This window comes from Iamia sp. (assembly GCF_035575815.1).
Taxonomy (GTDB): domain Bacteria; phylum Actinomycetota; class Acidimicrobiia; order Acidimicrobiales; family Iamiaceae; genus Iamia.
The window spans coordinates 1-21,794 of sequence record NZ_DATLXO010000042.1; the positions used below are offsets into that span (position 1 = coordinate 1).

Here is a 21,794-nt window from a genome sequence, read left to right on the forward strand (position 1 = left end):
GAGATGGCGATGCCGGGGGACAACACGACGATCCACGTCGAGCTGATCAACCCGATCGCGATGGATGAGGGTCTGCGCTTCGCCATCCGTGAGGGTGGTCGCACCGTCGGCGCCGGCCGCGTCACCAAGATCATCAAGTAGAGAGCTGACCATGGCCGACCCCAAGCAGAAGATCCGCATCCGCCTCAAGGCGTACGACCACGAGATCATCGACCAGTCCACCCGCAAGATCGTCGAGACGGTGCTGCGCACCCAAGCGACGGTGCGGGGCCCCGTGCCCCTCCCCACCGAGAAGCACCGCTACACGGTGATCCGGTCGCCCCACAAGTACAAGGACTCGCGGGAGCACTTCGAGATGCGCATCCACAAGCGCCTCCTCGACATCCTCGAGCCCTCGCCCAAGACGGTCGACTCCCTGCAGCGCCTGGAGCTCCCCGCCGGCGTCGACATCGAGATCAAGATCCAGACCGCGTAGCTTCGCCGTCACTCGCTCACGTCCGCCGACCCCGCCCCGCCACCCCAGCGGAGCGTCGGCGGACGGGTTGAGCCTCGGCACCGTCGATCGGCAAGCTGGATCGGCCGCGCACTCCTAGCCATCGCTCACGCGACAGCCTCTTCGCGCCGCGGGTCGATGGCGGACCGTCGCCGGCCTGGCCAACGGCGCGCCCGGCGCCTCCGCCGACCCCGCGGCGTCCGACGCGCGCCGTGCGACCTTGGCGCACAGTTCACCTCAAGGCCAGCGCGACCTCACCGACCCGAAATGCTGGCTACCTAGGTTGGGCCGGACCGCGATCAGGAGAGACGTCCATGAGCACGACCGAACCGTCCAGCCAGTTGTCCCGTCGGCTCTTCCTCGGCGGAGCAGTCGCCGCCGGGGGTGCCGTCGCCGCCGTCAACCCGTTCTCCGCTCTGGCGGCGTCTGCGGCCAGGGGCCGTCCCCCCCAGCGCGCCGACGCCCGCCAGGGTGGTTACGGACCGCTCTCGCCCACGCCGGACCAGCGCGACGGCGTCTCGCGCCTGGCGCTGCCGGCCGGGTTCTCCTACCTCGGCTTCGGCTTCGAGGGCGACCGCATGTCCGACGGCAACCTCACCCCCAAGGCCCATGACGGCATGGGAGCGCTCGCCCTGCCCAACGGCAACGTGCGACTGATCCGCAACCATGAGGACCGTGATCGTCCCGGTGTGAGCCCGCTCGACGGTGACCCGGCCTCGCCGGCCTACGATCCTCTGGGCCCCGGCGGCACCACGTCGCTCGAGGTCAAGACCAACGCCGACGGCAGCGCCGAGCTGGTGCGCGACTTCGTCAGCCTCCAGGGCACCATCGTCAACTGTGCCGGTGGCCTCACCCCATGGGGTTCTTGGATCACCAGCGAGGAGACCACCGCCGGCGAGACCCAGGGGTGGACCAAGGACCACGGCTACAACTTCGAGGTGCCCGGCTCGGCCGAGGATGAGATCACCCCGGTGCCGCTGAAGGCCATGGGCCGGTTCGTCCACGAGGCCGTGGCCGTCGACCCCGCCACCGGGATCGTCTACGAGACCGAGGACCGCAGCTTCGTGGAGGGGCGCGACGACCCGGCCACCGGCGACCGGGTGGGTTCCGGCTTCTACCGCTTCATCCCGGACACGCCCGGTGACATGACCGCCGGCCGGCTCCAGGTGCTCGCCGTGCGCAACCGGCCCAACTACAACACGACCGTCGGCCAGACCATCAACCGGGGCCTGCCGGTGGTGTGGGTCGACATCGATGATCCCGACCCGGCGGCCGCCGAGATCGACTCCTCGGCGGTGTTCCGCCAGGGCCTGGCCGAGGGGGCGGCGGTCTTCACCCGCCTCGAGGGGGTCTGGCCCGGCAACGGTTCCATCTTCTTCGCGTCCACGAGCGGGGGTGAGGCCGGTGAGGGCCAGGTCTGGGAGTACCGCCCGGCGGGGCCGAACGGCATCCTGCGCCTGATCTTCGAGTCGCCATCGGAGGCTGTTCTCGACAACCCCGACAACATCACCGTGTCGCCCCGGGGCGGCGTGCTGCTGTGCGAGGACGGCGACGGCGAGACCCTGTTCATGCGGGGCTTGACCCGCAACGGCCGCATCTTCGACTTCGCCCAGGAGCTGGAGACCGGGCGTGAGTGGTGCGGAGCGACCTTCAGCCCCGACGCCAACACCTTGTTCGCCAACATCCAGGGCGACACCAGGAGCGGCGGGGGCGGGAACCTGGGCAAGACCTTCGCCATCTGGGGCCCGTTCGAGGACGGCGCCCTCTGAGGGTTTTCCGCGACCCTGACAGCCCGCCCTACGAAAGATCGCGGCTCGTGTCTCTCAGGGCCTCGATGGAGTCGGCTTGCGCGGGGTTTTTGTCGGGGCGGTAGGCGAGGACCCTCGCGAAGCGGAGGGCGATGCCTCCGGCGTAGCGGGTGGAGCGTTGCACGCCATCGAGGGCGACCTCGACCACCAGCTCGGGCCGCACGTGGACCACGCCGGTGCGGGGCCGGCCCTCCCACCGCTCCTCGTCCACGGCCCGCGCCAACAGCGCCTCGGTCTGCCAGCGCAAGAGCTCGTCGGTGAGTCCCTTGAACGTCTTGCCGACCATGACGAACCCGTTCCCGTCCTCGGCGCGGGCGCCGAGGTGGAGGTTCGAGAGCCACCCGGTGCGACGGCCGTGGCCCCACTCCGCCGCCAGCACCACCAGGTCGAAGGTGTGCACCGGCTTGACCTTGCGCCACGCCTTGCCCCGCCGGCCGGCCTCGTAGGGCGACGCCGCCGCCTTCACGACCACGCCCTCGTGCCCGGCGGCCAGGGCGGCGGCCAGCACGGCCTCGGCCGCCTCGCCGTCGTCGGTCACCGTCCCTGGCACCCGCCACGGCCCGGCGACCTCGTCGAGCGCGGCTCGGCGCTCGGCGAGGGGAGCATCGATCAGGTCCTGGCCGTCACGGTGGAGGAGGTCGAAGAAATAGGGCCGCACGGCGTCGGTCCGCGCGGTATCGGTGCTGACCCGGCTGGCCGTGTCCTGGAACAGCAACGGGCGGTCGGCCTCGTCGACCAGCAGGGCCTCGCCGTCGAGCACCAACCGCTCGGCCGCGAGCGAGCGGACGATGGCCACCACCTCGGGCAGGCGATCGGTGATGTCGTTGAGGTTACGGGTCACGACCAGGACCGCCTCACCGTCGCGGTGGGCCTGGATGCGGATGCCGTCCAGCTTCCAGTCCACGACCGCGTGGCCCACGCCGGCGACCGCCTCGCCGACCGACTCGGCCGTCGAGGCCAGCATGGGCTGCACCGGGCGCCCCACCTCCAGGCCGACGGCGGCCAGTCCCTCGGCCCCCGCGGTGAGGGCCAGGTGGGCGATGGTCGGCAGGTCGCCGCCGAGCATGGCGGCTCGTCGGACCGTCGGCGCCGGCACGGCGGCGGCCCGGGCCACGGCGTCGGCCATGACCCCGGCGAGGGCGCCCTGGCGCAGCTCGCCGGTGAGCAGCCGCACGAGGAAGTGGGCCTCGCCCTCCGTCGCCCGGCCCAGCAGCTCGGACAAGAGCTCGCGCCGCCGGCCGGCCGAGCCGGATCCGGCCAGCGCGGCCAGGGCGGTGAGGGTCCGGTCGACCTCGACCACGGTGAGGCTCGGGTCGTCGGCCGGGGGGACCTCCGCGGCAGCCAGGGTCCGCCAGCCGACGCCGATGCGGCCCTGCCGGGGCTCGCCCACCAGGAAGCCGACGGTCACCGCCACCTCGTCCGCTCCCAGGCGGAAGAGGAGGTCGGCCAGCGCGTCCCGCTTGGCCGTCCGCGACGACGTGGCGGCGACCATCCCCGACGTCGCCACCACCTGCGCCAGCAACGTCGGCTCCCTCACGCTAGAAGTCTCCCGCACCGCGAGCCCTCAGCGAACCGCTGGTGGGTCGCCCCTGACTCCGCGTCCGTCGAGCTCCGCACCCAGCTCGGTCAGCAGGACGGTGATGTCGTCGCGGTCGAGTGGGGCGTCCCCGATCACCCGCTCACCAGTGAGTCGGCCTCGATGAACACGCCCCGCACCGCGAGCTCGCCGGGCGCGTGGACCAATGCGTTCGGGAAGAGGGCGGGCGGTCCCGGATGCCAGAAGACCTCGCTCATCCGAGCGGGACCGATGGTCCACGCAGGTTTCACCATGACGACCGAATGCCGCTCAAGACGGCGCTTCGGACTGAGCGGGGTGTGGGGGTCCCCGAGGGTTTCGCCGAAGGGACACCGCGGTCGGGTCATGTGAGAACGGGGTCGTGTAGGGCGACGGCAGCCGCCCCCGGGGCGTGGGGTGCGAGGCCCTCGACGAGCGCGCGGAGCTGCCGGGTGGTGCCGGCCGGGAGCGAGGCATGGCGGGCGACGTCGAGCTCGTTGGCGATGGTGAGGAGGGCGTGCGCCGCCAGGTCCGGGCCCGTCAGGGGGGTGACCTCCCCGGTGAAGCGGTCGTGGAGCGGCAGTGGGTCGCGGCCGAGGTGGGCGTAGGTGTGGGCCCGGTCGCAGGCGCCGTAGGCGTAGACGATGGCCTCGGCCTCGTCGCCGATGACCTCTGCGAGCCGCTCTCGCCGCGTCGGCGGCAGGAGGGCGTGCGGGAACCCGTCGGTGCCGTAGGTGGCGTGGCACAGCGCGGCCAACTGGGTCGGCGGCGGCGCGTCCCACGCTGCGGTCAGCGCATGGACGCGCTCCACGTGGGCGAGCAGCATGCCCCCCGGGTGAGCGAGGCTCGCGGCGCCGAGGGACCGCTGGAGCGCGAGGGCGGCCCATCGGGCGGCGCACTCGGCGATGATCGCCGCCAGTTGGAGAGGTTCGTCGCGGGCCACCAGGTGGCCGGCGCCGGGGGTGGAGCTGACGTGGACCCGTGGGTTCGCGGCGAGCAGGCGCAACGCGTCGCGGTCGGTGAGGGGTGAGCCCGTCCCGCCTCGGACGAGCAGGATGGGCACGTCGGTCGCGGCGACGGTGGCCCGCAGCGCCGGTCCTCGGCCGAGAATGTCGTCGACCACGGCGTGCCGCCCCGCGTCGAGCCCGTGCCGGGCGAGCCAGGCCCGCGTGCGCACGGGGTCGGAATCGGGGACGACGTCGACGAGCACAAGCCCGCTGATGTGGTGCGCCGTCGGTGGATCGGCGAGGGCGGCCATGGCCGCCAGGCCGCCCAGCGATGCGCCGACGACCGCCACCGGCCGGTCCAGGCCGGCGATCATGGCGGTGACGTCGGCGGCGAGCCTGGGGAGGTCGCCGGGCGGGCCGCCGGTCTCGCCATGGCCGCGCAGGTCGAAGGCCACGGCGCGGAGGCCGTGGTGGCGGAGCACCGACGCCACGGGGTCCCAGACCTGGCGGCGCTCACCGCCGGCGTGGAGGAGCAGGACCGTGGGCCCCCGACCCGTCGCCGCGCCCCGGAGGACGACGTCGCCTCGGTCGATGGCGAGCTCGGTGTCCCCCACGGTCTGCGCGCCTTACCTTGAGTGGTCAAGGTGACTCTAGGATCCTGACCTTGGTCGGTCAAGGTAGGCTCGCTCCGTGACCGCCGCCCGCACCCGCCGCAGTGTCGAGGAGGCTCGTGGCGAGATCCTCGATGCGGCCGCGTCCCTGCTCGCCGAGGGAGGTGTCGCCGCCGTGCAGGTGCGAGCCGTTGCCGCCCGGGTGGGGATGACCGATGCCGGCGTGGCGCACCACTTCGGGAACCGGGACGGGCTTCTGCGCGCGCTGCTGCGTCACGGGGGGCGCCGGGTCCGGGCCGCCGTGGACGAGGTGGTGGCGTCGTGGCTGGAGGACGGAGCCGACCTCGAGCAGCTCGTCGGGTCGCTGGCCGCTCTCTACGCCGAAGGATACGGCGAGCTGGCCATCGGCCTGCACGGCGCCGGGTGGCGTGACCGGGGCAGCGGCATGCTCGACCTGCTCGTCCGGGCCCTGCACGGGCGTCGGCCGGCGGGGACCGCGCTCGACGACACGCGCCTCGCGGTCGCCGCCTTCCACCAGGCGGTGGCCACCGAGGCCGTCTACGGCAGCGCGTTCCGCCGCAGCGCCGGCTTCGAGGGCCGGGCCGTCACCGACTCGGATGCCCAGCTGCGGTGGTGGGCGGCGCAGCTCGCACGGACTTTGGGACTCGACGGACCTCAGGCCGTGGGGCCACACCAGGAGAGCCGGCTGGCCAATGACGAGCACCACGCCGACCTCGGGACCGGACTCGATCATGACCTCGATCGGGACCAGGTTGGTCGTCGATGGCGAGCACAGTGACGTCGGGCAGACCAACGAGGAGCACGCACATGCGCGTAAGGGTCGCTCTCCACAGGGGCTCCGAGGACTCGACTGGGTCGATTCTTCGGGCCCTGTGCCTCGCCCGGTGGGCTCCGGCTACCCCCTCACCGTGGCCTGGGCCCTCGCCCGGTTGCGCGGCGAGCGACCCGGGGTGGACGAGCGCCGGACCGTGAGGACCGGCGGCTTGGACCGCCCCGCCCCTGCCCGGTAGGGTCTCCTATTCGTGCAGGGGAGCTGACCCCGGTCTCCGGACCGGTCGGTCCCCGGCCGACGAACCGACGTCCACGGGCGCCCGACCCACCGGTCGGGAACCCCGTGGCACAACCGAGACACGCTCCGCCGGGCCCGCCCGAGCGGAGCGTCCGCGTGAACGGACCCCCGTTCCTCCGCGAGAAGAGAGACACATGGCAACCAAAGCGATCGTCGGGTCCAAGCTCGGCATGACGCAGATCTGGGACGAGGACCGCAAGGTCGTCCCGGTGACCGTCCTGCAGGTCGAGCCGGTCCGCGTGGTGAGCATCAAGACCCCCGAGCGCGACGGCTACCGCGCCCTGCAGGTCACCTTCGGTCGGAAGAAGGCCTCGAAGATGACCAAGCCCGTCGCCGGCCAGTTCGCCACCGTCGACGTGGAGCCCGGTCCCCGCCTCGTCGAGCTGCGCCTCGACGACGTGTCGGAGTACTCGGTGGGCCAGGAGCTCGGCGTCGACATCCTCATCGAGGGCGGTCTCATCGACGTCACCGCCGTCAGCAAGGGCAAGGGCTTCGCCGGCGTCATGAAGCGCCACGGCTTCGCCGGCCAGCGGGCCAGCCACGGCGCCCACAAGGTTCACCGTGCGCCCGGGGCCATCGGTGCCTGCGCGACGCCGTCCCGTGTCTTCAAGGGCCAGCGCATGCCGGGCCGCACCGGCGGCGAGAAGGTCACCACCTTGAACCTCGAGGTCGTGCGCACCGACAGCGAGCGGAACCTGCTGCTCATCAAGGGCGCCGTCCCCGGCCCCAAGGGTGGGCTCGTCCTCGTCCGCAACGCCGCCAAGGCGCCCGCTGGGAAGGGGGCCTGATGCCCACCATCGACGTGCTCGACGCAGCGGGCGAGAAGACCACCACCACCGACCTCGACGACGCCGTGTTCGCCATCACGCCCAACGGGGCCGTGCTGCACCAGGTCGTCACCGCCCAGCTGGCCGCCCGCCGGTCCGGCACGCAGTCCACCAAGACCCGCTCCGAGGTCGCCGGCGGTGGTGCCAAGCCGTGGAAACAGAAGGGCACCGGCCGCGCCCGCCAGGGCTCGATCCGCTCCCCGCAGTGGAACGGCGGCGGCGTGGCCCTCGGCCCGAAGCCCCGCAGCTACGCCCAGCGCACGCCCAAGAAGATGGTGCGCCTGGCCCTGCGCTCGGCCCTCTCGGACCGGGCCGCGGACGACAAGGTCAAGGTCGTCGACTTCGGTTGGGACGCGCCCAAGACGGCCCTCGCGGTGGCCGCCCTCGCGGACCTGAAGATCACCGGCAAGGTGCTCCTCGTGCTCCGCAACGACGACCAGGCGGTGTGGAAGAGCTTCCGCAACCTCACCAACGTGCACATCCTCGCCGCCGGTGAGCTCAACGCGTACGACGTCTTGGTCTCGGACTGGGTCGTCTTCACGCCCGGCACCGTCCCCACCGACACCCCGCTGTCGCGGGGCGGCGCGACGGAGGAGGAGCGATGAAGGATCCCCGCCAGGTGATCCTCAAGCCGGTCGTGAGCGAGAAGTCCTACGCCCTGCTCGAGTCCAACCAGTACACCTTCATCGTGCACCCGACGGCCTCCAAGCCCGAGATCGGTGACGCCGTGCAGTCGATCTTCGACGTCAAGGTCCTCAAGGTGAACACCTTGAACCGCCCGGGCAAGAAGGTGCGCAACCGCCGCACCGGCAAGACCGGCTCCCGATCCGCCACCAAGCGGGCGATCGTCACCCTCGCCGCGGGTGACTCCATCGACCTGTTCGAGAACTGAGAGGTGCTGCTCTGATGGCTCTCCGCAAGCGCAAGCCCACCTCCGCCGGCCGCCGGTTCCAGACCGTCTCGGACTTCTCGGAGATCACCAAGACCACGCCCGAGAAGTCACTGGTCGGGCCCAAGCCCAAGACCGGTGGTCGCAACAACGGCGGCCACAAGACCGCCCGCCACAAGGGTGGGGGTCACAAGCGCCAGTACCGCCAGATCGACTTCCGGCGGGTCAAGGACGGCGTGCCGGCCAGGGTCGCCGCGGTCGAGTACGACCCGAACCGCAACTCCCGCATCTTGCTGCTGCACTACGTCGACGGAGCCAAGAGCTACATCCTCGCCCCTCGCGACGTGAAGGTCGGCGACATGGTGCAGTCCGGCCAAGGGGCCGAGATCCGACCCGGCAACGCCATGGCGATGCGCTACATCCCGGTCGGCACGACGCTCCACAACATCGAGCTCAAGCCCGGAGGCGGCGGCCGCATGGCTCGCAGCGCGGGCTCGAGCGTCCAGCTCGTCGCCAAGGAGGGTGAGTTCGCCACCGTGCGCCTGCCCAGCACCGAGATGCGTCGGGTGCCGATCGACTGCCGGGCCACCGTCGGGCTGGTCGGCAACGCCGAGGCCGAGCTGGTCAAGGTGGGCAAGGCCGGCCGCAACCGGTGGAAGGGCGTTCGCCCACAGACCCGTGGCGTGGCCATGAACCCCGTCGACCACCCCCACGGTGGTGGCGAGGGCAAGACCTCCGGCGGGCGTCACCCCGTCTCGCCGTGGGGCAAGCCCGAAGGTCGCACCCGCGACACCAACAAGCCGTCCCAGAAGCTCATCGTCCGGCGACGCCGCACCCGCGGCTCGCGGAGGTAGTCATGCCCCGTTCCCTGAAGAAGGGCCCGTTCGTCGACGGCCACCTGTTGGCCAAGGTCGACGGCCTCAACGAGAAGGGCGAGAAGAAGGTCATCAAGACCTGGTCCCGCCGTTCCACGATCATCCCCGACATGGTGGGTCACACCGTGGCCGTGCACGACGGGCGCAAGCACGTCCCCGTGTACATCACCGAGTCGATGGTCGGCCACAAGCTGGGCGAGTTCGCTCCCACGCGCACCTTCCGGTACCACGCCGGCCAGGAGAAGTCCGTGCGAGGCCGTCGATGACCGAGCGCAGCGAGGGAACCAACAAGCACGGCTGGTCCACCGGCTGCGGAGCTTGCGGAGCAGCCGACGGTCATCGAAGTGCCGGCTCCACCGCCTGTGGCTCCGCGATCGACGTGAGGGAGGCGCTTCGATGACAGGCACGAAGACCAACGAGCGCCCGGGGACCCGGGCCCAGGTCCGCTACGTGCGAGTCTCGGCCTACAAGGCCCGAGAGGTCCTCGACCTCATCCGCGACCGCCACGTGGTCGACGCCGACCAGGTGCTCGCCTTCACCGACCGCGACGTCGCCCGCATCGTCCGCAAGGCGTTGGCCTCGGCGGTCGCCAACGCGGCCAACAACGACAGCCAGGAGCCCGAGACGCTGAAGGTCGTGGCCTGCTACGCCGATGAGGGCCCGACCCTCAAGCGCTGGCGGCCGAGGGCCCGCGGCCGGGCCACCCGCATCCGCAAGCGGACCTGCCACATCACGGTGATCGTGGGGCGCATGGGTGACGACGAGCTGCGCCGCTGGCGCGAGAAGAACCAGCGCGGGCTCACCACCGAGGGCGGCCGCGGTGGCCGTCGCCGGACGCCCGCGGCCGATCGCCGGGCCCGTGTCGCCCGTTCGAAGCAGGCCGAGGTTCCCATGGAGGAGGCCGTCGACAGCGCGGGCTCGCGCCAGAGCGTCGACACCGAGGCCGCGGACGTCGAGGCGGAGGCCGTCGAGGCGGAGGCCGTCGACATCGAGACCGCGGACATCGAGGCGGAGGCCGCCGACACCGAGGCCAACGGCGAGGCGCCCTACGCGGACGCCCACCTCCCCGTCGACGACGAGGGCGAGACGGCTCCCGAGGGCTTCCCGATCAAGGGCAATGAGGACTCCAAGAAGTTCCACGTGCCCGACAGCCGCTGGTACGACCAGACCAAGGCCGAGGTGTGGTTCTCCACGCCCGAGGCCGCCGAGGAGGCGGGCTTCGTGCCCGCCGGTGGCGAGGACGAGCAGGACACGTCCTCCGACCCCGCCCGCCACCCTGACGGGGTCGGCTCCGCCGACGCGAGCGACCCTGAATCCGACGAGGAGACCGAGTAATGGGCCAGAAGGTCAACCCCTACGGGTTCCGCCTCGGCGTCACCACCGACTGGAAGTCGCGCTGGTTCGCCGGTCGGGCGGAGTACGCCGATCTCGTGATCGAGGACTGGAAGGTCCGCGACATGATCATGTCGACGTTGCCCCACGCCGCCATCAGCCGCATCGAGGTCGAGAGGACGCGCGACCGCGTCCGGGTCGACGTGCACACGGCGCGCCCCGGCATCGTCATCGGACGCCGCGGCGCCCAGGCCGACGAGCTGCGCGCCAGCCTCACCAAGATCACCGGCAACAACCGGGTCCAGCTCAACATCCAGGAGATCAAGCAGCCCGAGCTCGACGCCGCGCTCATCGCCCAGGGCGTCGCCGACCAGCTCGCCGGGCGCGTGGCGTTCCGTCGGGCCATGAAGCGGGCCGTGCAGAACGCGCAGAAGGCGGGCGCCCTCGGCATCCGGGTGCAGTGTTCGGGTCGCCTCGGGGGTTCGGAGATGAGCCGCACCGAGTGGTACCGCGAGGGCCGCGTGCCGCTGCACACCCTCCGCGCCGACATCGACTACGGCTTCCGTGAGGCCAAGACCACCGCCGGTCGCATCGGCGTGAAGGTCTGGATCTACAAGGGCGACATCCTGCCCTACAAGGCCGCCAGCGAGGACAAGATCGCCAAGGAGGCCGCCATGGCCGTCGGCGAGACCTCCGGGCCCGGCGGTGCCCCGCGTCCTGTCGTGTCCTCCAAGGGCCGCCGCCCGGCGCCGCCCGAAGGCGGCCCCGATCCCGAGGCCGCCCCTCCGGCTCCCGACGGTGATGAGCCCAAGCCGCTCGTCGCCGAGGCCGATCCGGAGTTCGAGAAGCTCCTCGAGGAAGAGGAAGCGATCGAGCGCTCGGTCCGCGAGCACCACGAGGCCCCCCACTTCCGCCCCGGGGAAGCTGATTGATCATGTTGATGCCTCGCAAGGTCAAGCACCGCAAGACCCACCGCGGCCGCACCGGCGGCCCGGCCAAGGGCGGCACCGCCGTCACCTTCGGCGACTACGGCATCCAGGCCCTCGAGCCCGGGTGGATCACCGCCCGCCAGATCGAGGCGGCCCGCATCGCCATGACCCGACACATCAAGCGGGGCGGGAAGGTGTGGATCAACGTCTTCCCCGACAAGCCCGTCACCGAGAAGCCGGCCGAGACCCGCATGGGCTCGGGCAAGGGCAATCCCGAGCGCTGGGTTGCGGTGGTCAAGCCGGGACGCATCCTCTTCGAGCTGTCCTACAGCGATCCCGTCGTGGCCCGCGAGGCCATCGAGCGGGCGATCCAGAAGCTCCCGATCAAGTGCAAGCTCGTCCCCCGGGAGGTGGAGTTCTGATGGCGTCGAGCGATGTCCTCCCCGACCTCTCCGACGGCGAGCTCGACCAGAAGCTGGCCGAGACCCGTGAGGAGCTGTTCAACCTGCGCTTCCGGCGGGCCACCGGGCAGCTCGAGAACGGCGCGGCGATCCGCACCGCGCGACGCCAGGTCGCCCGCATCATGACCGAGCTGCGCCACCGCGAGATCGCGGCGGCCGAGGCCCAGAGCGAGGAGAGCCGCCGATGAGCCCAGACCCCACCGCCGACACCACCGAGCGCCCCAACCCCCGGAAGGTGCGCGAGGGCGTGGTGACATCGGCCTCCATGGAGAAGACGGCGATCGTGACCGTCACCTCCCAGTACCGCCACCGGCTGTACGGCAAGACCGTGAAGCGCAGCACCAAGCTCTACACCCACGACGAGACCAACGACCTGAAGGTCGGCGACCGCGTGCGCGTGGCGGAGACGCGGCCACTGTCCAAGCTGAAGCGCTGGCGCCTCCTCGAAGTCCTGGAGCAAGCTCGATGATCCAGCAAGAATCACGACTCCGGATCGCGGACAACAGCACGAGCCGAAGGCTCCCGGCAAGCACGGCATCTCTTGGCGCCGCAGGCGAGGGGGGTTCGTCGCGATGATTCAGCAGGAAAGCCGACTCCGGATCGCGGACAACAGTGGCGCCAAGGAGATCCTCTGCATCAAGGTGCTCGGCGGCTCCAAGCGCCGCTACGCCTCGATCGGCGACATCATCGTCGCCACCGTCAAGGACGCCATCCCCGGCGCTGCGGTCCGCAAGGGCGACGTCGTCAGGTGCGTGGTCGTGCGGGTGAAGAAGGAGAAGCGTCGCCCGGACGGCTCCTACATCCGCTTCGACGAGAACGCGGCGGTGCTCATCAACGACCAGCAGCAGCCCCGTGGCACCCGGATCTTCGGTCCGGTCGGACGTGAGCTGCGCGACAAGAAGTTCATGCGCATCGTCTCCCTCGCCCCGGAGGTGCTCTAGCCATGAGCGGAATAAAGATCAAGAAGGGTGACCGCGTGCGCGTGCTCACCGGCAAGGACCGGGGCAAGGAGGGCCTGGTCATGCGCGTCCTGCCCCGTGACAACAAGGTGATCGTCGACGGGATCAACGTCGCCAAGAAGCACCAGAAGGCCCGCTCGGCCACGAGCCAGGGCGGCATCATCGACAAGGACATGCCCATCCCGGTCCCCAACGTCGCCGTGCTCAGCCCGAGCGACGGCAAGCCCACCAAGGTCGGCTACAAGGTGCTCGAGGACGGTTCCAAGATCCGAGTCTGCCGACGGACCGGAGCGGAGATCTGATGATGTCCACCGACACCATGTCCACCGACACCTCAGAGGTGCCCCGCCTCAAGCGTCGCTACGACGAGACGATCCGGGCGCAGCTGAAGGACCAGCTCGAGCTGCCCAACGTCATGCAGGTGCCCCGGTTCACCAAGATCGTGGTGAACATGGGCGTCGGCGATGCCGTCGGCCAGCCCTCACTGCTCGACGGCGCGGTCGCCGACCTCTCCGTCATCACCGGGCAGAAGCCGGTGGTCACCAAGGCGAAGAAGTCGATCGCCGGCTTCAAGCTCCGCGAGGGCAACGCCATCGGTGCCAAGGTCACCCTCCGGGGTGATCGCATGTGGGAGTTCTTCGACCGGCTCGTCAGCCTGGCGATCCCGCGCATCCGCGACTTCCGAGGGCTCGACCCGAGGTCGTTCGACGGCAACGGCAACTACACGTTCGGCGTGACCGAACAGCTCATCTTCCCAGAGGTCGACTACGACAAGATCGACTCCACCCGGGGCATGGACATCACCATCGTGACCACGGCCCGTACCAATGGCGAAGGCAGGGCCCTGCTCACCGCCTTCGGCTTCCCGTTCAAGCGTGAGGGGCAGTAACTAATGGCCAAGAAGGCGCTCATCAACAAGGCGAACAAGACGCCCAAGTTCAAGGTGCGGGGCTACACCCGGTGCCAGAGGTGCGGCCGTCCCCATTCGGTGTACCGCAAGTTCAAGCTCTGCCGGGTCTGCCTGCGTGAGATGGTTCACGCCGGCGAGATCCCCGGCGTGACCAAGGCCAGCTGGTGAGGGAGGTGCAGACCAAGTGACGATGACCGATCCCATCGCAGACATGCTGACCCGCATCCGCAACGCCAACGTGGCGATGCACGATGAGGTCCGCATGCCGAGCTCCAAGCAGAAGGAAGCCCTCGCGGCGGTCCTCAAGAAGGAGGGCTACATCGACGCCTTCCGCATCGAGGAGAACACCGACCGCCCGGGTGCGACCCTGCACATCGCGATGCGCTACTCGCCCGAACGGCTCCGCACCATCTCCGGCATCCAGCGGGTGTCGAAGCCGGGCCTGCGGGTCTACCGCAAGGCCAAGGAGATCCCCCGAGTCCTCGGGGGGCTCGGCGTGGCCGTCGTCTCGACCAGCCAGGGGCTGCTCACCGACCGCGAAGCGCGCAAGCGCAACGTGGGCGGCGAGGTCCTCTGCTTCGTGTGGTGATCTGACCCATGTCCCGCATCGGCAAGAGCCCGATCCCCGTCCCCTCCGGCGTCGACATCGCCATCGACGGGCGCACCGTCACGGTGAAGGGCCCCAAGGGGTCCCTCGTCCGCAGCATCCCCGGCACCGTCACCCTCCGCCAGAACGGCGACACCCTGTTGGTCGAGCGCCCCGACGAGGAGCGCCAGACCCGGGCCATGCACGGCCTGGTCCGCTCGCTCGTCAACAACATGGTCGTCGGCGTCAGCCAGGAGTTCACCAAGGAGCTCGAGATCATCGGCACCGGCTACCGCGCCGCGCTCCAGGGGTCGACGCTCGACCTCTCGCTCGGCTACAGCCACCCGGTGAAGGTCGACGCCCCCGACGGCATCGCCTTCGAGCTGCGCGGCCCCACCCGCATCGTCGTGCGGGGCGTCGACAAGGAGCAGGTCGGCCAGGTGGCCGCCGACATCCGCGCCCTCCGCAAGCCTGAGCCCTACAAGGGCAAGGGCGTGCGGTACCTCGGAGAGCACGTGGCCCGCAAGGCCGGCAAGACCGGGAAGTAGTAGGAAACCACATGAACAGCGCACAGAAGAAGAGAGAGTCCCGCATCCGTCGTCACCGACGGGTGCGCAAGAAGGTCCGGGGGACCGCCGAGCGCCCGCGCCTGGCCGTCTACCGCTCCAACAAGCACATCTCGGCCCAGGTCATCGACGACGCGACGGGTCGCACGCTGGCCGCCGCCTCGTCGCTCGAGGCCGACCTCCGCGCCGAGAACGGCGGCAACGTCGTCGCCGCCACCAAGGTGGGCGAGCTGCTCGCCTCCCGCGCCACCGGGGCGGGCGTCACCACGGTCGTGTTCGACCGCGGCGGCAACCACTACCACGGCCGGGTCGCGGCGCTCGCCGACGCCGCCCGCTCGTCCGGACTGGAGTTCTGATGTCTCCCATGAACAACGACGCCCAGCTGCGCGAGTCGCGGGTGATCGACATCAACCGCGTCGCCAAGGTCGTCAAGGGCGGTCGTCGGTTCTCCTTCACCGCCCTCGTCGTGATCGGCGACGGCGCCGGCCGGGTCGGCCTCGGCTACGGCAAGGCCAAGGAGGTGCCCCTCGCCATCCAGAAGGGCACCGAGGAGGCCAAGAAGAACATGTTCTCCGTGGCCCTCGCCGGCTCCACCGTCACCCATCCCATCGTCGGGCGCCAGGGCGCAGCCCGCGTGATGATGAAGCCCGCCGCCCCCGGCACCGGTGTCATCGCCGGCGGCGCCGCCCGCGCCATCCTCGAGGAGGCCGGCATCCACGACGTGCTGTGCAAGTCGCTGGGCTCGGCCAACCACATCAACGTGGCCCGGGCCACCATCAACGGGCTCAAGAGCCTGAAGCGCCCCGATGAGGTCGCCCGGCTCCGGGGCCTCTCGGCCGAGGAGTTCGTTCCCAAGGGCCTGCTCCTGGCGTACAAGGAATCCGAACGCGGGCCCCACGTGCCCGACGAGGTGAGGTGATGGCTGCTGCCCTCAAGGTCACCCAGACCCGTTCCGCCATCGGTTCCAAGCCCAAGCAGCGCGGTACCCTCCGCGCCCTCGGCCTGGGCCGCATCGGGCGCTCCAACGTGCTGCCCGACCGTCCGGAGATCCGCGGCATGATCGCACGGGTCCCCCACATGGTCACCGTCGAGGAGACCGACTGATGAAGATCCACGACCTCACCCCTCCCCCCGGGTCGAACACCCGCAAGAAGCGCATGGCGCGCGGCATCGGCGGCAAGGGCGGCAAGACCGCGGGCCGAGGCATGAAGGGCCAGAAGGCCCGCAGCAAGGTGCCCGTGGGCTTCGAGGGCGGGCAGATGCCCCTGCACATGCGGGTCCCGAAGCTCAAGGGCTTCAAGAACCCCTTCCGGGTGGAGTACCAGGCCATCAACCTCGATGCCATCGAGGGCACCGGCGACGACGAGGTCACCCCGACCTCCTTGCACGCCCGCGGCCTGGCCCACAAGGGCGCCCTGGTGAAGATCCTCGGACGGGGCGAGATCACCCGCCCCGTGAAGGTCTCGGCCCACGCCGTGTCGGCCTCGGCCGAGGCAGCCATCACCGCCGCGGGCGGTAGCGTGACCATCGTTCCCGCCCCCTGGGGCGACCGGCGGCCGCCGGCCAAGGGCAACCACCTCACCAACCGCTGACCGCGACGCGACCCCGTCACCGGGTCGCCACCGCACTCCCGAGAGGAACCCGCCGTGCTCTCGAGCATGAAGAACATGTTCAAGGTGAAAGATCTCCGCAACAAGATCGCCTTCACCCTGTTCATGCTCCTGCTGTTCCGGCTGGGCTCGCACGTGCCCGCGCCGGGCATCGACGTCTCGACGCTCCAGACGCTCCGCGACAACGCCGGCCAGAGCGGCGCACTCGAGTTCCTGCGGCTCTTCTCGGGCGGGGCCATCACCCAGTTCGCAGTGTTCGCCCTGGGCGTGATGCCCTACATCACCTCGTCGATCATCATGCAGATCCTCGCCGTGGTGATCCCGAAGCTCGAGCAGTGGCAGCAGCAGGGAGCGGTGGGCCAGCGCAAGATCACCCAGTGGACCCGGTACCTGACCGTGGCCATCGCCATCATGCAGTCCACCGGCCTCACCTTCTTGTTCAAGGAGGGCGGACAGGGCTTCGCCGGTGGCAACCCGCTCGGCGACGTCGACCTCTTCGGCGGCAACTACAACTGGAGCCGGGTGCTGATCGTGGTGGTCAGCCTCACCGCCGGCACCGCCCTCATCATGTGGATGGGCGAGCTCATCACCCAGCGGGGCATCGGCAACGGCATGTCGCTGCTGATCTTCGCCTCGGTCGTCAGCCAGCTGCCGGCCAACTTCGGGGCTGTCTACGCCGAGTCCGGCACGATCGCCATGGTCCTGGTGGCGCTGATGTTCATCGCCCTCATGGTCGGCATCGTGTTCATCGAGCAGGGCCAGCGCCGCATCCCGGTGCAGTTCGCCAAGCGCCAGGTGGGCCGGCGCCAGTACGGCGGCCAGAACACCTACATCCCGCTCAAGGTGAACTCGGCGGGCATCATCCCGATCATCTTCGCCAACTCGATGCTGTACCTGCCGGTGATGATCGGCACGGTGCTGCCGGCCAAGGCCAACGCCGATGGTGGCGGGGGCAACTGGGCCTTCACCGCCCGACAGTTCATCGAGGACCACTTCCGTGGGGGCACCAGCCCGATCTACCTCACGGTGTACTTCTTCCTGATCATCGGGTTCGCGTACTTCTACGCCGCCATCCAGTTCGACCCGCACAAGCAGGCCGATCAGATCCGCAAGCAGGGCGGGTTCATCCCCGGCATCCGCCCCGGCATCCAGACCGAGCGCTACCTGGGCCGCATCCTCAACCGGATCACTCTCCCCGGCGCCCTCTTCATCGCCTTCGTCGCCCTGGCGCCCGCCATCGTGCTCGGCCAGACCCTCGAGGGCACCGGCAGCCTCCAGCTCGGCTTCTTCGGGACCTCGATCCTCATCGCCGTGGGCGTCGCCCTCGAGACCATGAAGCAGATCGACAGCCAGCTGATGATGCGCAACTACGAGGGCTTCTTGAAGACGTGAGCCCTCAGCACGAGGCGACACCCGCGCACCCGGGTGTGCGCATGTTGATCCTCGGTCGCCAGGGCGCGGGGAAGGGCACCCAGGCCGGTCGCCTGGCCGAGCTCGCCGCGGTGCCCCACATCTCCACCGGCGACATGCTGCGCGCCGCGGTCCGCGAGGGCACGCCCCTCGGGCAGCGGGCCAAGCAGATCATGGACGCCGGCGACCTGGTGCCCGACGAGGTCATGGTCGGCATCGTCGACGACCGCCTCCACGAGCCCGACGCGGCGCGAGGCTGGATCCTCGACGGGTTCCCGCGCACCGTGGGCCAGGCCGAGGCCCTCGCCGAGATCACCGCCGCGACGCCGCTGGATGTCGTCCTCGAGCTGGTCGTGCCCAACGACGTGGTCATCGAGCGCATCTCGATCCGACGCACCTGCGACGGCTGCGGCACCGTGTACAGCGCGGACGACGCGGCCATCGCCGATGGCACCTGTCCCAAGTGCGGCGGCACGCCCCGTCAGCGCGACGACGACCGCCCCGAGGCCGTCGCCCGGCGCCTGGCCGTCTATGAGAGCGACACCGCGCCGCTCGTCGACCACTACGCCGGCCTCGGCCTGCTCGAGGCCATTGACGGCCTCGGCACCACTGACGAGGTCTTCGACCGGGTGCTGGCCGTCATCGACGATCGCACCTCGCGCCGGATCTGATCCGGATCCCGGTGAAGCTCGGAGGCATCCCGCGCCGATCGGCCGACCAGCTCGCCGCCATGCGGCGCGCCGGTCGGGTCGTGGCCGAGATGCACGAGCGCACCCGTGCCGCTCTGCGTCCCGGCATCACCACCGCCGAGCTCGACCGGATCGGTCGCCAGGTGCTCAGCCGACGGGGCGCCACCTCCAACTTCCTGGGCGTGAACGGCACGTACCCGGCGGTGATCTGCGCCTCGCCGAACGAGGTCGTCGTGCACGGCATCCCCGGCGACCGCGTCCTCGCCGACGGTGACATCATCTCGGTCGACTGCGGCGCCATCGTCGACGGCTGGCACGGTGACGCTGCCTACACGGCCGGGGTGGGAACCATCTCGGCCGGGGCCCAGCGTCTGATCAAGGTCACCGAGCGCTCGCTCGACGCCGCCATCGCGACGATGGTGCCCGGCGGCCACCTCGGCGACATCGGCCACGCCGTTCAGACCGTGGTCGAGGGCGCGGGCCTCTGCGTCGTCGACGGGTACACCGGCCACGGCATCGGCCAAGCCATGCACGAGGCACCGGCGGTGCCCAACGTCGGCGAGTCCGGGCGCGGCCCGCGGCTGCGGGCGGGCAACGTCCTCGCCGTCGAGCCCATGGTCGCCGTCGGCACGCCCGAGACCGACGTGCTCGACGACGACTGGACCGTCGTCACCCTCGACGGCACCTGGGCGGCCCACGCCGAGCACACCATCGCCGTCACCGACGCCGGCCCCGAGATCCTGACTCGCGTGTAGTCGACATCACTCGCTCGCTGCGGGTTTTCGTCGTCACTCGCTCGCTGCGCTCGCTCCGTTCCGACGAGCTGAGCGGGTCGGCTGCGCCGACGCCCAGGTTCGCCGACCGGCAAGCCGGATCGGCTCACGCTTCCTGGGGGCAGCGCCCCCAGACCCCCAGCGGCTGCGCCGGGCCACAGGTTCACCCGGTGATCATGTCGGCGTCGCCAGTGGTCCACCAGAGCGTTGGCTGCTGTCGTAGGGTGCGCGCCATGGCGAGCGTGACGTTCGACGCGGTGAGCAAACGCTACGGGGAGGTCACGGCGGTCGATCGCTTCGATCTCCGCGTGAACGACGGCGAGTTCATGGTGCTGCTCGGTCCCTCGGGCTGTGGCAAGAGCACCGCCCTGCGGATGGTCGCCGGGTTGGAGGAGATCAGCGCCGGCGACCTCTCCATCGGCGACCAGGTCGTCAACGGCCTGCCCCCGTCGCGACGCGACGTGGCCATGGTGTTCCAGAGCTACGCCCTGTACCCCCACATGACCGTGGCCAAGAACATCGAGTCGCCGCTCCTGTCGAAGGCGACCCGCACCGACGACGGCGACGACGGAGCCGGCGGCGAGCCCGTCCTGCGCAAGCTGTCCAAGGCCGAGCGCCAGGAGCGCATCGACGAGGCCGTCCGGATGCTGGGTCTCGCCGACTACGTGGACCGCAAGCCCGGCGCGCTCTCGGGCGGTCAGCGCCAGCGGGTGGCGCTGGCCCGGGCCGTCGTGGCGCGGCCCGCGGTGTTCCTCATGGACGAGCCGCTCTCCAACCTCGACGCCAAGCTCCGCGCCCAGACCCGCATCGAGCTGATCGACCTGCACGCCCGGCTGCGGACGACCATCGTCTACGTCACCCACGACCAGGTCGAGGCCATGACCATGGCCGACCGGGTGGCGATCATGGCCGACGGCCGACTCCAGCAGGTCGGCACGCCGCGTGAGGTCTACCAGGCGCCCGCCAACGTGTTCGTCGCCGGGTTCGTCGGCACGCCGCCGATGAACACCGCCGCCGGGGTGGTCACCGAGGCGGGCATCGAGGTGGGCACCAGCCTCCTGACCGAATCCGACGCCCCGGTGGGTACCGACGTGGTGGTCGGGATCCGCCCCGAGCACCTCCGCTTCACCCCGGGCGGGCCCCTGCGGGCCTGCGTCCACCACGTCGAGTGGCTCGGCCACGAGGCCCTCGCCACCGTCGATCTCCTGGGGGGCAAGGTCGACGACCTCCGCGCCCCGCTGGCGCCGGGCGCGGTGCCCGGACGCTGGGTGGTCCGGCTCTCCGCCGGCGCCACCCCGCCGGCCGACGGCGCCGAGGTCGACCTGGCCGTCGAGGCCGGCGGCGTGCACCTCTTCGATGCGGCCACCGGCTGGCGGGTGGGCCTCGACGCCGAGTCCGCCGCCGGAGGCGCCCCGGTGGAGGTCGGCTGATGGCCGTGGCCCGCCGCTCCCTGGCCGCGGCTCCCGGAGCCCGCATCAGCGACACCGGTCGGTGGAAGGAGGCAGGCCTGGCCCTGCTGTTCCTGGCCCCGTCGATCGTCGTGTTCGTGATCTTCTTCTACTACCCCTTCGAGCAGCTGGTGCTCCGCGGCCTCTACCGCAACAACATCGCCGGCGACAACCTGCGCTACGTCGGCTTCGGCCAGTACGGCGACGTGCTGGGCGGCGAGGAGTTCCGCCTCGGGATTTGGCACAGCATCCAGTTCCTGCTCTACACGGTGCCCGCCGGGTTGCTGTTCGGCACGGTGCTGGCCGTGGTGGCCAACCGGCGGCTGCGAGGCATCAAGATCTTCCAGACCATCTTCACCTCGACGGTGGCCACGTCGACGGCGGTGGCCGGGTTCATCTTCCTCGCCGTGCTCAACCCGAGCATCGGCGTGGTGAAGAGCCCCGACCTGCTCTCGCAGCCCTCGACGGCGATGTTCGGCGTGGCCATCGTCGGCATGTGGCAGAACCTGGGACTGTCGTTCATCATCGTCCTGGCCGGGCTCCAGGCCATCCCCCAGGAGATCGACGAGGCGTCGCTCCTCGATGGCCACGGCCCGCTCCGCCGCTTCTTCCGCGTGACCCTGCCGCTCATCTCGCCGGTGCTGCTGTTCCTGCTCGTGATCCTGGTGGTGAACGCCTTTCAGGCCTTCGCTCTCATCGACGCCGTCACCCGTCCCGCCGGCGGGCCCAACGGAGCGACCGAGACCATCGTGTTCAAGATCTTCGAGAACCGCACCCCGGACCGGCTGGGCGACGGCTCGGTCATGTCCGTCGGGCTGTTCCTGGTCACCTTCGTGGTGACCCTCGCCCAGTTCCTGTTCCTCGAGCGGAGGGTTCACTATGGGGACTGAGAGCCCCCTGCGCCAGCTGGGGTGGTACGCCCTGCTCATCGGCCTGGCCCTGGTCGTGATCCTGCCCGTGTACTTCGCACTGGTGCGGGCCATCTCGGACCCCACCAGCATCCTCGGCGGGGGCGAGGCCCTCCTC

Annotated in this window: 31 protein-coding genes and 1 pseudogene; 29 read left to right on the forward strand and 3 right to left on the reverse strand. The window is 70.6% G+C overall.

Features of this window, described 5'->3' with window-relative positions; translation table 11 throughout:
- The 3 genes and pseudogenes from VNL12_RS04045 to VNL12_RS04055 all read left to right on the forward strand — a co-directional run.
- Nucleotides 1-141 (forward strand): annotated as a pseudogene (locus VNL12_RS04045) (elongation factor Tu); the annotation flags it as partial.
- Between the two features lie 10 nt (nucleotides 142-151).
- A complete protein-coding gene (gene rpsJ / locus VNL12_RS04050; RefSeq protein WP_325591721.1) occupies nucleotides 152-475 on the forward strand; it encodes a 30S ribosomal protein S10 in 324 nt (107 codons plus the stop codon).
- Between the two features lie 332 nt (nucleotides 476-807).
- A complete protein-coding gene (locus tag VNL12_RS04055) occupies nucleotides 808-2,262 on the forward strand; it encodes an alkaline phosphatase PhoX (RefSeq protein WP_325591723.1) in 1,455 nt (484 codons plus the stop codon).
- A 28-nt stretch (nucleotides 2,263-2,290) separates the two neighbouring features.
- Here VNL12_RS04055 and VNL12_RS04060 read toward each other — a convergent pair whose 3' ends face one another.
- The 3 genes from VNL12_RS04060 to VNL12_RS04070 all read right to left on the reverse strand — a co-directional run bounded on the left by VNL12_RS04060 (nucleotide 2,291) and on the right by VNL12_RS04070 (nucleotide 5,417).
- Nucleotides 2,291-3,838: an ATP-dependent DNA ligase gene (locus VNL12_RS04060; protein ID WP_325591725.1), complete on the reverse strand. Its 1,548-nt coding sequence runs from the start codon at nucleotides 3,836-3,838 to the stop codon at nucleotides 2,291-2,293.
- A 134-nt stretch (nucleotides 3,839-3,972) separates the two neighbouring features.
- Nucleotides 3,973-4,095, reverse strand: coding sequence for a hypothetical protein (locus VNL12_RS04065; RefSeq protein ID WP_325591727.1), 123 nt, complete (start codon nucleotides 4,093-4,095; stop codon nucleotides 3,973-3,975).
- Nucleotides 4,096-4,220: 125 nt separating this feature from the next.
- Nucleotides 4,221-5,417, reverse strand: coding sequence for an alpha/beta fold hydrolase (locus tag VNL12_RS04070; protein ID WP_325591728.1), 1,197 nt, complete (start codon nucleotides 5,415-5,417; stop codon nucleotides 4,221-4,223).
- Nucleotides 5,418-5,493: 76 nt separating this feature from the next.
- On the opposite strand from VNL12_RS04070, the gene VNL12_RS04075 reads away from it, so the two are divergent.
- From VNL12_RS04075 to VNL12_RS04200, 26 genes are all read left to right on the forward strand, one after another.
- Complete coding sequence (locus tag VNL12_RS04075; protein ID WP_325591729.1) at nucleotides 5,494-6,213, forward strand: TetR/AcrR family transcriptional regulator; 720 nt, start codon at nucleotides 5,494-5,496, stop codon at nucleotides 6,211-6,213.
- Between the two features lie 425 nt (nucleotides 6,214-6,638).
- A complete protein-coding gene (rplC, locus tag VNL12_RS04080) occupies nucleotides 6,639-7,292 on the forward strand; it encodes a 50S ribosomal protein L3 (protein WP_325591731.1) in 654 nt (217 codons plus the stop codon).
- Complete coding sequence (gene rplD / locus VNL12_RS04085; RefSeq protein WP_325591732.1) at nucleotides 7,292-7,936, forward strand: 50S ribosomal protein L4; 645 nt, start codon at nucleotides 7,292-7,294, stop codon at nucleotides 7,934-7,936. The genes rplC and rplD overlap by 1 nt, the downstream gene beginning before the upstream one ends.
- Nucleotides 7,933-8,223: a 50S ribosomal protein L23 gene (rplW, locus tag VNL12_RS04090; protein ID WP_325591734.1), complete on the forward strand. Its 291-nt coding sequence runs from the start codon at nucleotides 7,933-7,935 to the stop codon at nucleotides 8,221-8,223. The genes rplD and rplW overlap by 4 nt, the downstream gene beginning before the upstream one ends.
- A gap of 14 nt (nucleotides 8,224-8,237) precedes the next feature.
- Nucleotides 8,238-9,074, forward strand: a complete 837-nt coding sequence (rplB, locus tag VNL12_RS04095; protein WP_325591735.1) for a 50S ribosomal protein L2 — start codon at nucleotides 8,238-8,240, stop codon at nucleotides 9,072-9,074.
- 2 nt (nucleotides 9,075-9,076) lie between these two features.
- Entirely contained in the window at nucleotides 9,077-9,361 is a 285-nt protein-coding gene (gene rpsS / locus VNL12_RS04100; protein WP_325591737.1) for a 30S ribosomal protein S19, read from the forward strand.
- A 130-nt stretch (nucleotides 9,362-9,491) separates the two neighbouring features.
- Nucleotides 9,492-10,430, forward strand: coding sequence for a 50S ribosomal protein L22 (gene rplV, locus VNL12_RS20800; protein WP_349257793.1), 939 nt, complete (start codon nucleotides 9,492-9,494; stop codon nucleotides 10,428-10,430).
- Nucleotides 10,430-11,359: a 30S ribosomal protein S3 gene (gene rpsC / locus VNL12_RS04110; RefSeq protein ID WP_414654843.1), complete on the forward strand. Its 930-nt coding sequence runs from the start codon at nucleotides 10,430-10,432 to the stop codon at nucleotides 11,357-11,359. The genes rplV and rpsC overlap by 1 nt, the downstream gene beginning before the upstream one ends.
- Before the next feature lie 2 nt (nucleotides 11,360-11,361).
- The gene (gene rplP, locus VNL12_RS04115; RefSeq protein ID WP_325591739.1) at nucleotides 11,362-11,778 is read left to right on the forward strand and encodes a 50S ribosomal protein L16; all 417 of its coding nucleotides are present in this window, start codon (nucleotides 11,362-11,364) and stop codon (nucleotides 11,776-11,778) included.
- Nucleotides 11,778-12,005 carry a 50S ribosomal protein L29 gene (gene rpmC / locus VNL12_RS04120; RefSeq protein ID WP_325591741.1) on the forward strand — a complete coding sequence of 76 codons (228 nt, stop codon included), beginning with the start codon at nucleotides 11,778-11,780 and terminating at the stop codon, nucleotides 12,003-12,005. Before rplP ends, rpmC begins: the two co-directional genes overlap by 1 nt.
- Nucleotides 12,002-12,286, forward strand: coding sequence for a 30S ribosomal protein S17 (rpsQ, locus tag VNL12_RS04125; protein ID WP_325591743.1), 285 nt, complete (start codon nucleotides 12,002-12,004; stop codon nucleotides 12,284-12,286). The genes rpmC and rpsQ overlap by 4 nt, the downstream gene beginning before the upstream one ends.
- 103 nt (nucleotides 12,287-12,389) lie before the next feature.
- Nucleotides 12,390-12,758 carry a 50S ribosomal protein L14 gene (gene rplN / locus VNL12_RS04130; RefSeq protein ID WP_325591745.1) on the forward strand — a complete coding sequence of 123 codons (369 nt, stop codon included), beginning with the start codon at nucleotides 12,390-12,392 and terminating at the stop codon, nucleotides 12,756-12,758.
- A 2-nt stretch (nucleotides 12,759-12,760) separates the two neighbouring features.
- Nucleotides 12,761-13,078 (forward strand): 50S ribosomal protein L24, encoded by a 318-nt coding sequence (rplX, locus tag VNL12_RS04135; protein WP_349257794.1) that lies wholly within the window; start codon nucleotides 12,761-12,763, stop codon nucleotides 13,076-13,078.
- A 2-nt stretch (nucleotides 13,079-13,080) separates the two neighbouring features.
- Complete coding sequence (gene rplE / locus VNL12_RS04140) at nucleotides 13,081-13,665, forward strand: 50S ribosomal protein L5 (protein WP_349257795.1); 585 nt, start codon at nucleotides 13,081-13,083, stop codon at nucleotides 13,663-13,665.
- Between the two features lie 3 nt (nucleotides 13,666-13,668).
- A complete protein-coding gene (locus tag VNL12_RS04145) occupies nucleotides 13,669-13,854 on the forward strand; it encodes a type Z 30S ribosomal protein S14 (RefSeq protein ID WP_325591747.1) in 186 nt (61 codons plus the stop codon).
- A gap of 16 nt (nucleotides 13,855-13,870) precedes the next feature.
- Nucleotides 13,871-14,275, forward strand: coding sequence for a 30S ribosomal protein S8 (rpsH, locus tag VNL12_RS04150; protein WP_325591749.1), 405 nt, complete (start codon nucleotides 13,871-13,873; stop codon nucleotides 14,273-14,275).
- A gap of 8 nt (nucleotides 14,276-14,283) precedes the next feature.
- Nucleotides 14,284-14,820: a 50S ribosomal protein L6 gene (gene rplF / locus VNL12_RS04155; protein ID WP_325591751.1), complete on the forward strand. Its 537-nt coding sequence runs from the start codon at nucleotides 14,284-14,286 to the stop codon at nucleotides 14,818-14,820.
- 11 nt (nucleotides 14,821-14,831) lie between these two features.
- The gene (gene rplR / locus VNL12_RS04160; RefSeq protein WP_325591753.1) at nucleotides 14,832-15,194 is read left to right on the forward strand and encodes a 50S ribosomal protein L18; all 363 of its coding nucleotides are present in this window, start codon (nucleotides 14,832-14,834) and stop codon (nucleotides 15,192-15,194) included.
- Nucleotides 15,194-15,757 (forward strand): 30S ribosomal protein S5, encoded by a 564-nt coding sequence (rpsE, locus tag VNL12_RS04165; RefSeq protein ID WP_414654844.1) that lies wholly within the window; start codon nucleotides 15,194-15,196, stop codon nucleotides 15,755-15,757. The genes rplR and rpsE overlap by 1 nt, the downstream gene beginning before the upstream one ends.
- Complete coding sequence (rpmD, locus tag VNL12_RS04170) at nucleotides 15,757-15,942, forward strand: 50S ribosomal protein L30 (RefSeq protein WP_325591757.1); 186 nt, start codon at nucleotides 15,757-15,759, stop codon at nucleotides 15,940-15,942. The genes rpsE and rpmD overlap by 1 nt, the downstream gene beginning before the upstream one ends.
- On the forward strand, nucleotides 15,942-16,430 hold the full coding sequence (gene rplO / locus VNL12_RS04175; RefSeq protein WP_325591759.1) for a 50S ribosomal protein L15: 489 nt from the start codon (nucleotides 15,942-15,944) through the stop codon (nucleotides 16,428-16,430). The genes rpmD and rplO overlap by 1 nt, the downstream gene beginning before the upstream one ends.
- Nucleotides 16,431-16,484: 54 nt before the next feature.
- Nucleotides 16,485-17,840, forward strand: coding sequence for a preprotein translocase subunit SecY (gene secY, locus VNL12_RS04180; RefSeq protein WP_325591761.1), 1,356 nt, complete (start codon nucleotides 16,485-16,487; stop codon nucleotides 17,838-17,840).
- Nucleotides 17,841-17,875: 35 nt separating this feature from the next.
- Nucleotides 17,876-18,529 carry an adenylate kinase gene (locus VNL12_RS04185; RefSeq protein ID WP_414654845.1) on the forward strand — a complete coding sequence of 218 codons (654 nt, stop codon included), beginning with the start codon at nucleotides 17,876-17,878 and terminating at the stop codon, nucleotides 18,527-18,529.
- An 11-nt stretch (nucleotides 18,530-18,540) separates the two neighbouring features.
- The gene (gene map / locus VNL12_RS04190) at nucleotides 18,541-19,302 is read left to right on the forward strand and encodes a type I methionyl aminopeptidase (RefSeq protein WP_325591765.1); all 762 of its coding nucleotides are present in this window, start codon (nucleotides 18,541-18,543) and stop codon (nucleotides 19,300-19,302) included.
- 251 nt (nucleotides 19,303-19,553) lie between these two features.
- Complete coding sequence (locus tag VNL12_RS04195; protein WP_325591767.1) at nucleotides 19,554-20,750, forward strand: ABC transporter ATP-binding protein; 1,197 nt, start codon at nucleotides 19,554-19,556, stop codon at nucleotides 20,748-20,750.
- On the forward strand, nucleotides 20,750-21,658 hold the full coding sequence (locus VNL12_RS04200) for a sugar ABC transporter permease (RefSeq protein ID WP_325591769.1): 909 nt from the start codon (nucleotides 20,750-20,752) through the stop codon (nucleotides 21,656-21,658). The genes VNL12_RS04195 and VNL12_RS04200 overlap by 1 nt, the downstream gene beginning before the upstream one ends.
- Nucleotides 21,659-21,794: the final 136 nt, after the last annotated feature.

Bases quoted from the DNA above. Each gene is read 5' to 3' on its own strand.
- rpsQ (WP_325591743.1), top strand. From the start codon at position 12,002: ATGAGCCCAGACCCCACCGCCGACACCACCGAGCGCCCCAACCCCCGG.
- VNL12_RS04145 (WP_325591747.1), top strand. From the start codon at position 13,669: ATGGCCAAGAAGGCGCTCATCAACAAGGCGAACAAGACGCCCAAGTTC.
- rplP (WP_325591739.1), top strand. From the start codon at position 11,362: ATGTTGATGCCTCGCAAGGTCAAGCACCGCAAGACCCACCGCGGCCGC.
- rpmC (WP_325591741.1), top strand. From the start codon at position 11,778: ATGGCGTCGAGCGATGTCCTCCCCGACCTCTCCGACGGCGAGCTCGAC.
- VNL12_RS04065 (WP_325591727.1), bottom strand. From the start codon at position 4,095: ATGAGCGAGGTCTTCTGGCATCCGGGACCGCCCGCCCTCTTCCCGAAC.
- rpsS (WP_325591737.1), top strand. From the start codon at position 9,077: ATGCCCCGTTCCCTGAAGAAGGGCCCGTTCGTCGACGGCCACCTGTTG.
- rplX (WP_349257794.1), top strand. From the start codon at position 12,761: ATGAGCGGAATAAAGATCAAGAAGGGTGACCGCGTGCGCGTGCTCACC.
- VNL12_RS04195 (WP_325591767.1), top strand. From the start codon at position 19,554: ATGGCGAGCGTGACGTTCGACGCGGTGAGCAAACGCTACGGGGAGGTC.
- rplD (WP_325591732.1), top strand. From the start codon at position 7,292: ATGCCCACCATCGACGTGCTCGACGCAGCGGGCGAGAAGACCACCACC.
- rplE (WP_349257795.1), top strand. From the start codon at position 13,081: ATGTCCACCGACACCATGTCCACCGACACCTCAGAGGTGCCCCGCCTC.
- rplR (WP_325591753.1), top strand. From the start codon at position 14,832: ATGAACAGCGCACAGAAGAAGAGAGAGTCCCGCATCCGTCGTCACCGA.
- rplV (WP_349257793.1), top strand. From the start codon at position 9,492: ATGACAGGCACGAAGACCAACGAGCGCCCGGGGACCCGGGCCCAGGTC.
- rplB (WP_325591735.1), top strand. From the start codon at position 8,238: ATGGCTCTCCGCAAGCGCAAGCCCACCTCCGCCGGCCGCCGGTTCCAG.
- rpsE (WP_414654844.1), top strand. From the start codon at position 15,194: ATGTCTCCCATGAACAACGACGCCCAGCTGCGCGAGTCGCGGGTGATC.
- rplC (WP_325591731.1), top strand. From the start codon at position 6,639: ATGGCAACCAAAGCGATCGTCGGGTCCAAGCTCGGCATGACGCAGATC.
- rpmD (WP_325591757.1), top strand. From the start codon at position 15,757: ATGGCTGCTGCCCTCAAGGTCACCCAGACCCGTTCCGCCATCGGTTCC.
- rpsC (WP_414654843.1), top strand. From the start codon at position 10,430: ATGGGCCAGAAGGTCAACCCCTACGGGTTCCGCCTCGGCGTCACCACC.
- rplN (WP_325591745.1), top strand. From the start codon at position 12,390: ATGATTCAGCAGGAAAGCCGACTCCGGATCGCGGACAACAGTGGCGCC.
- VNL12_RS04055 (WP_325591723.1), top strand. From the start codon at position 808: ATGAGCACGACCGAACCGTCCAGCCAGTTGTCCCGTCGGCTCTTCCTC.
- rplF (WP_325591751.1), top strand. From the start codon at position 14,284: ATGTCCCGCATCGGCAAGAGCCCGATCCCCGTCCCCTCCGGCGTCGAC.
- rpsJ (WP_325591721.1), top strand. From the start codon at position 152: ATGGCCGACCCCAAGCAGAAGATCCGCATCCGCCTCAAGGCGTACGAC.
- VNL12_RS04200 (WP_325591769.1), top strand. From the start codon at position 20,750: ATGGCCGTGGCCCGCCGCTCCCTGGCCGCGGCTCCCGGAGCCCGCATC.
- rplO (WP_325591759.1), top strand. From the start codon at position 15,942: ATGAAGATCCACGACCTCACCCCTCCCCCCGGGTCGAACACCCGCAAG.
- rplW (WP_325591734.1), top strand. From the start codon at position 7,933: ATGAAGGATCCCCGCCAGGTGATCCTCAAGCCGGTCGTGAGCGAGAAG.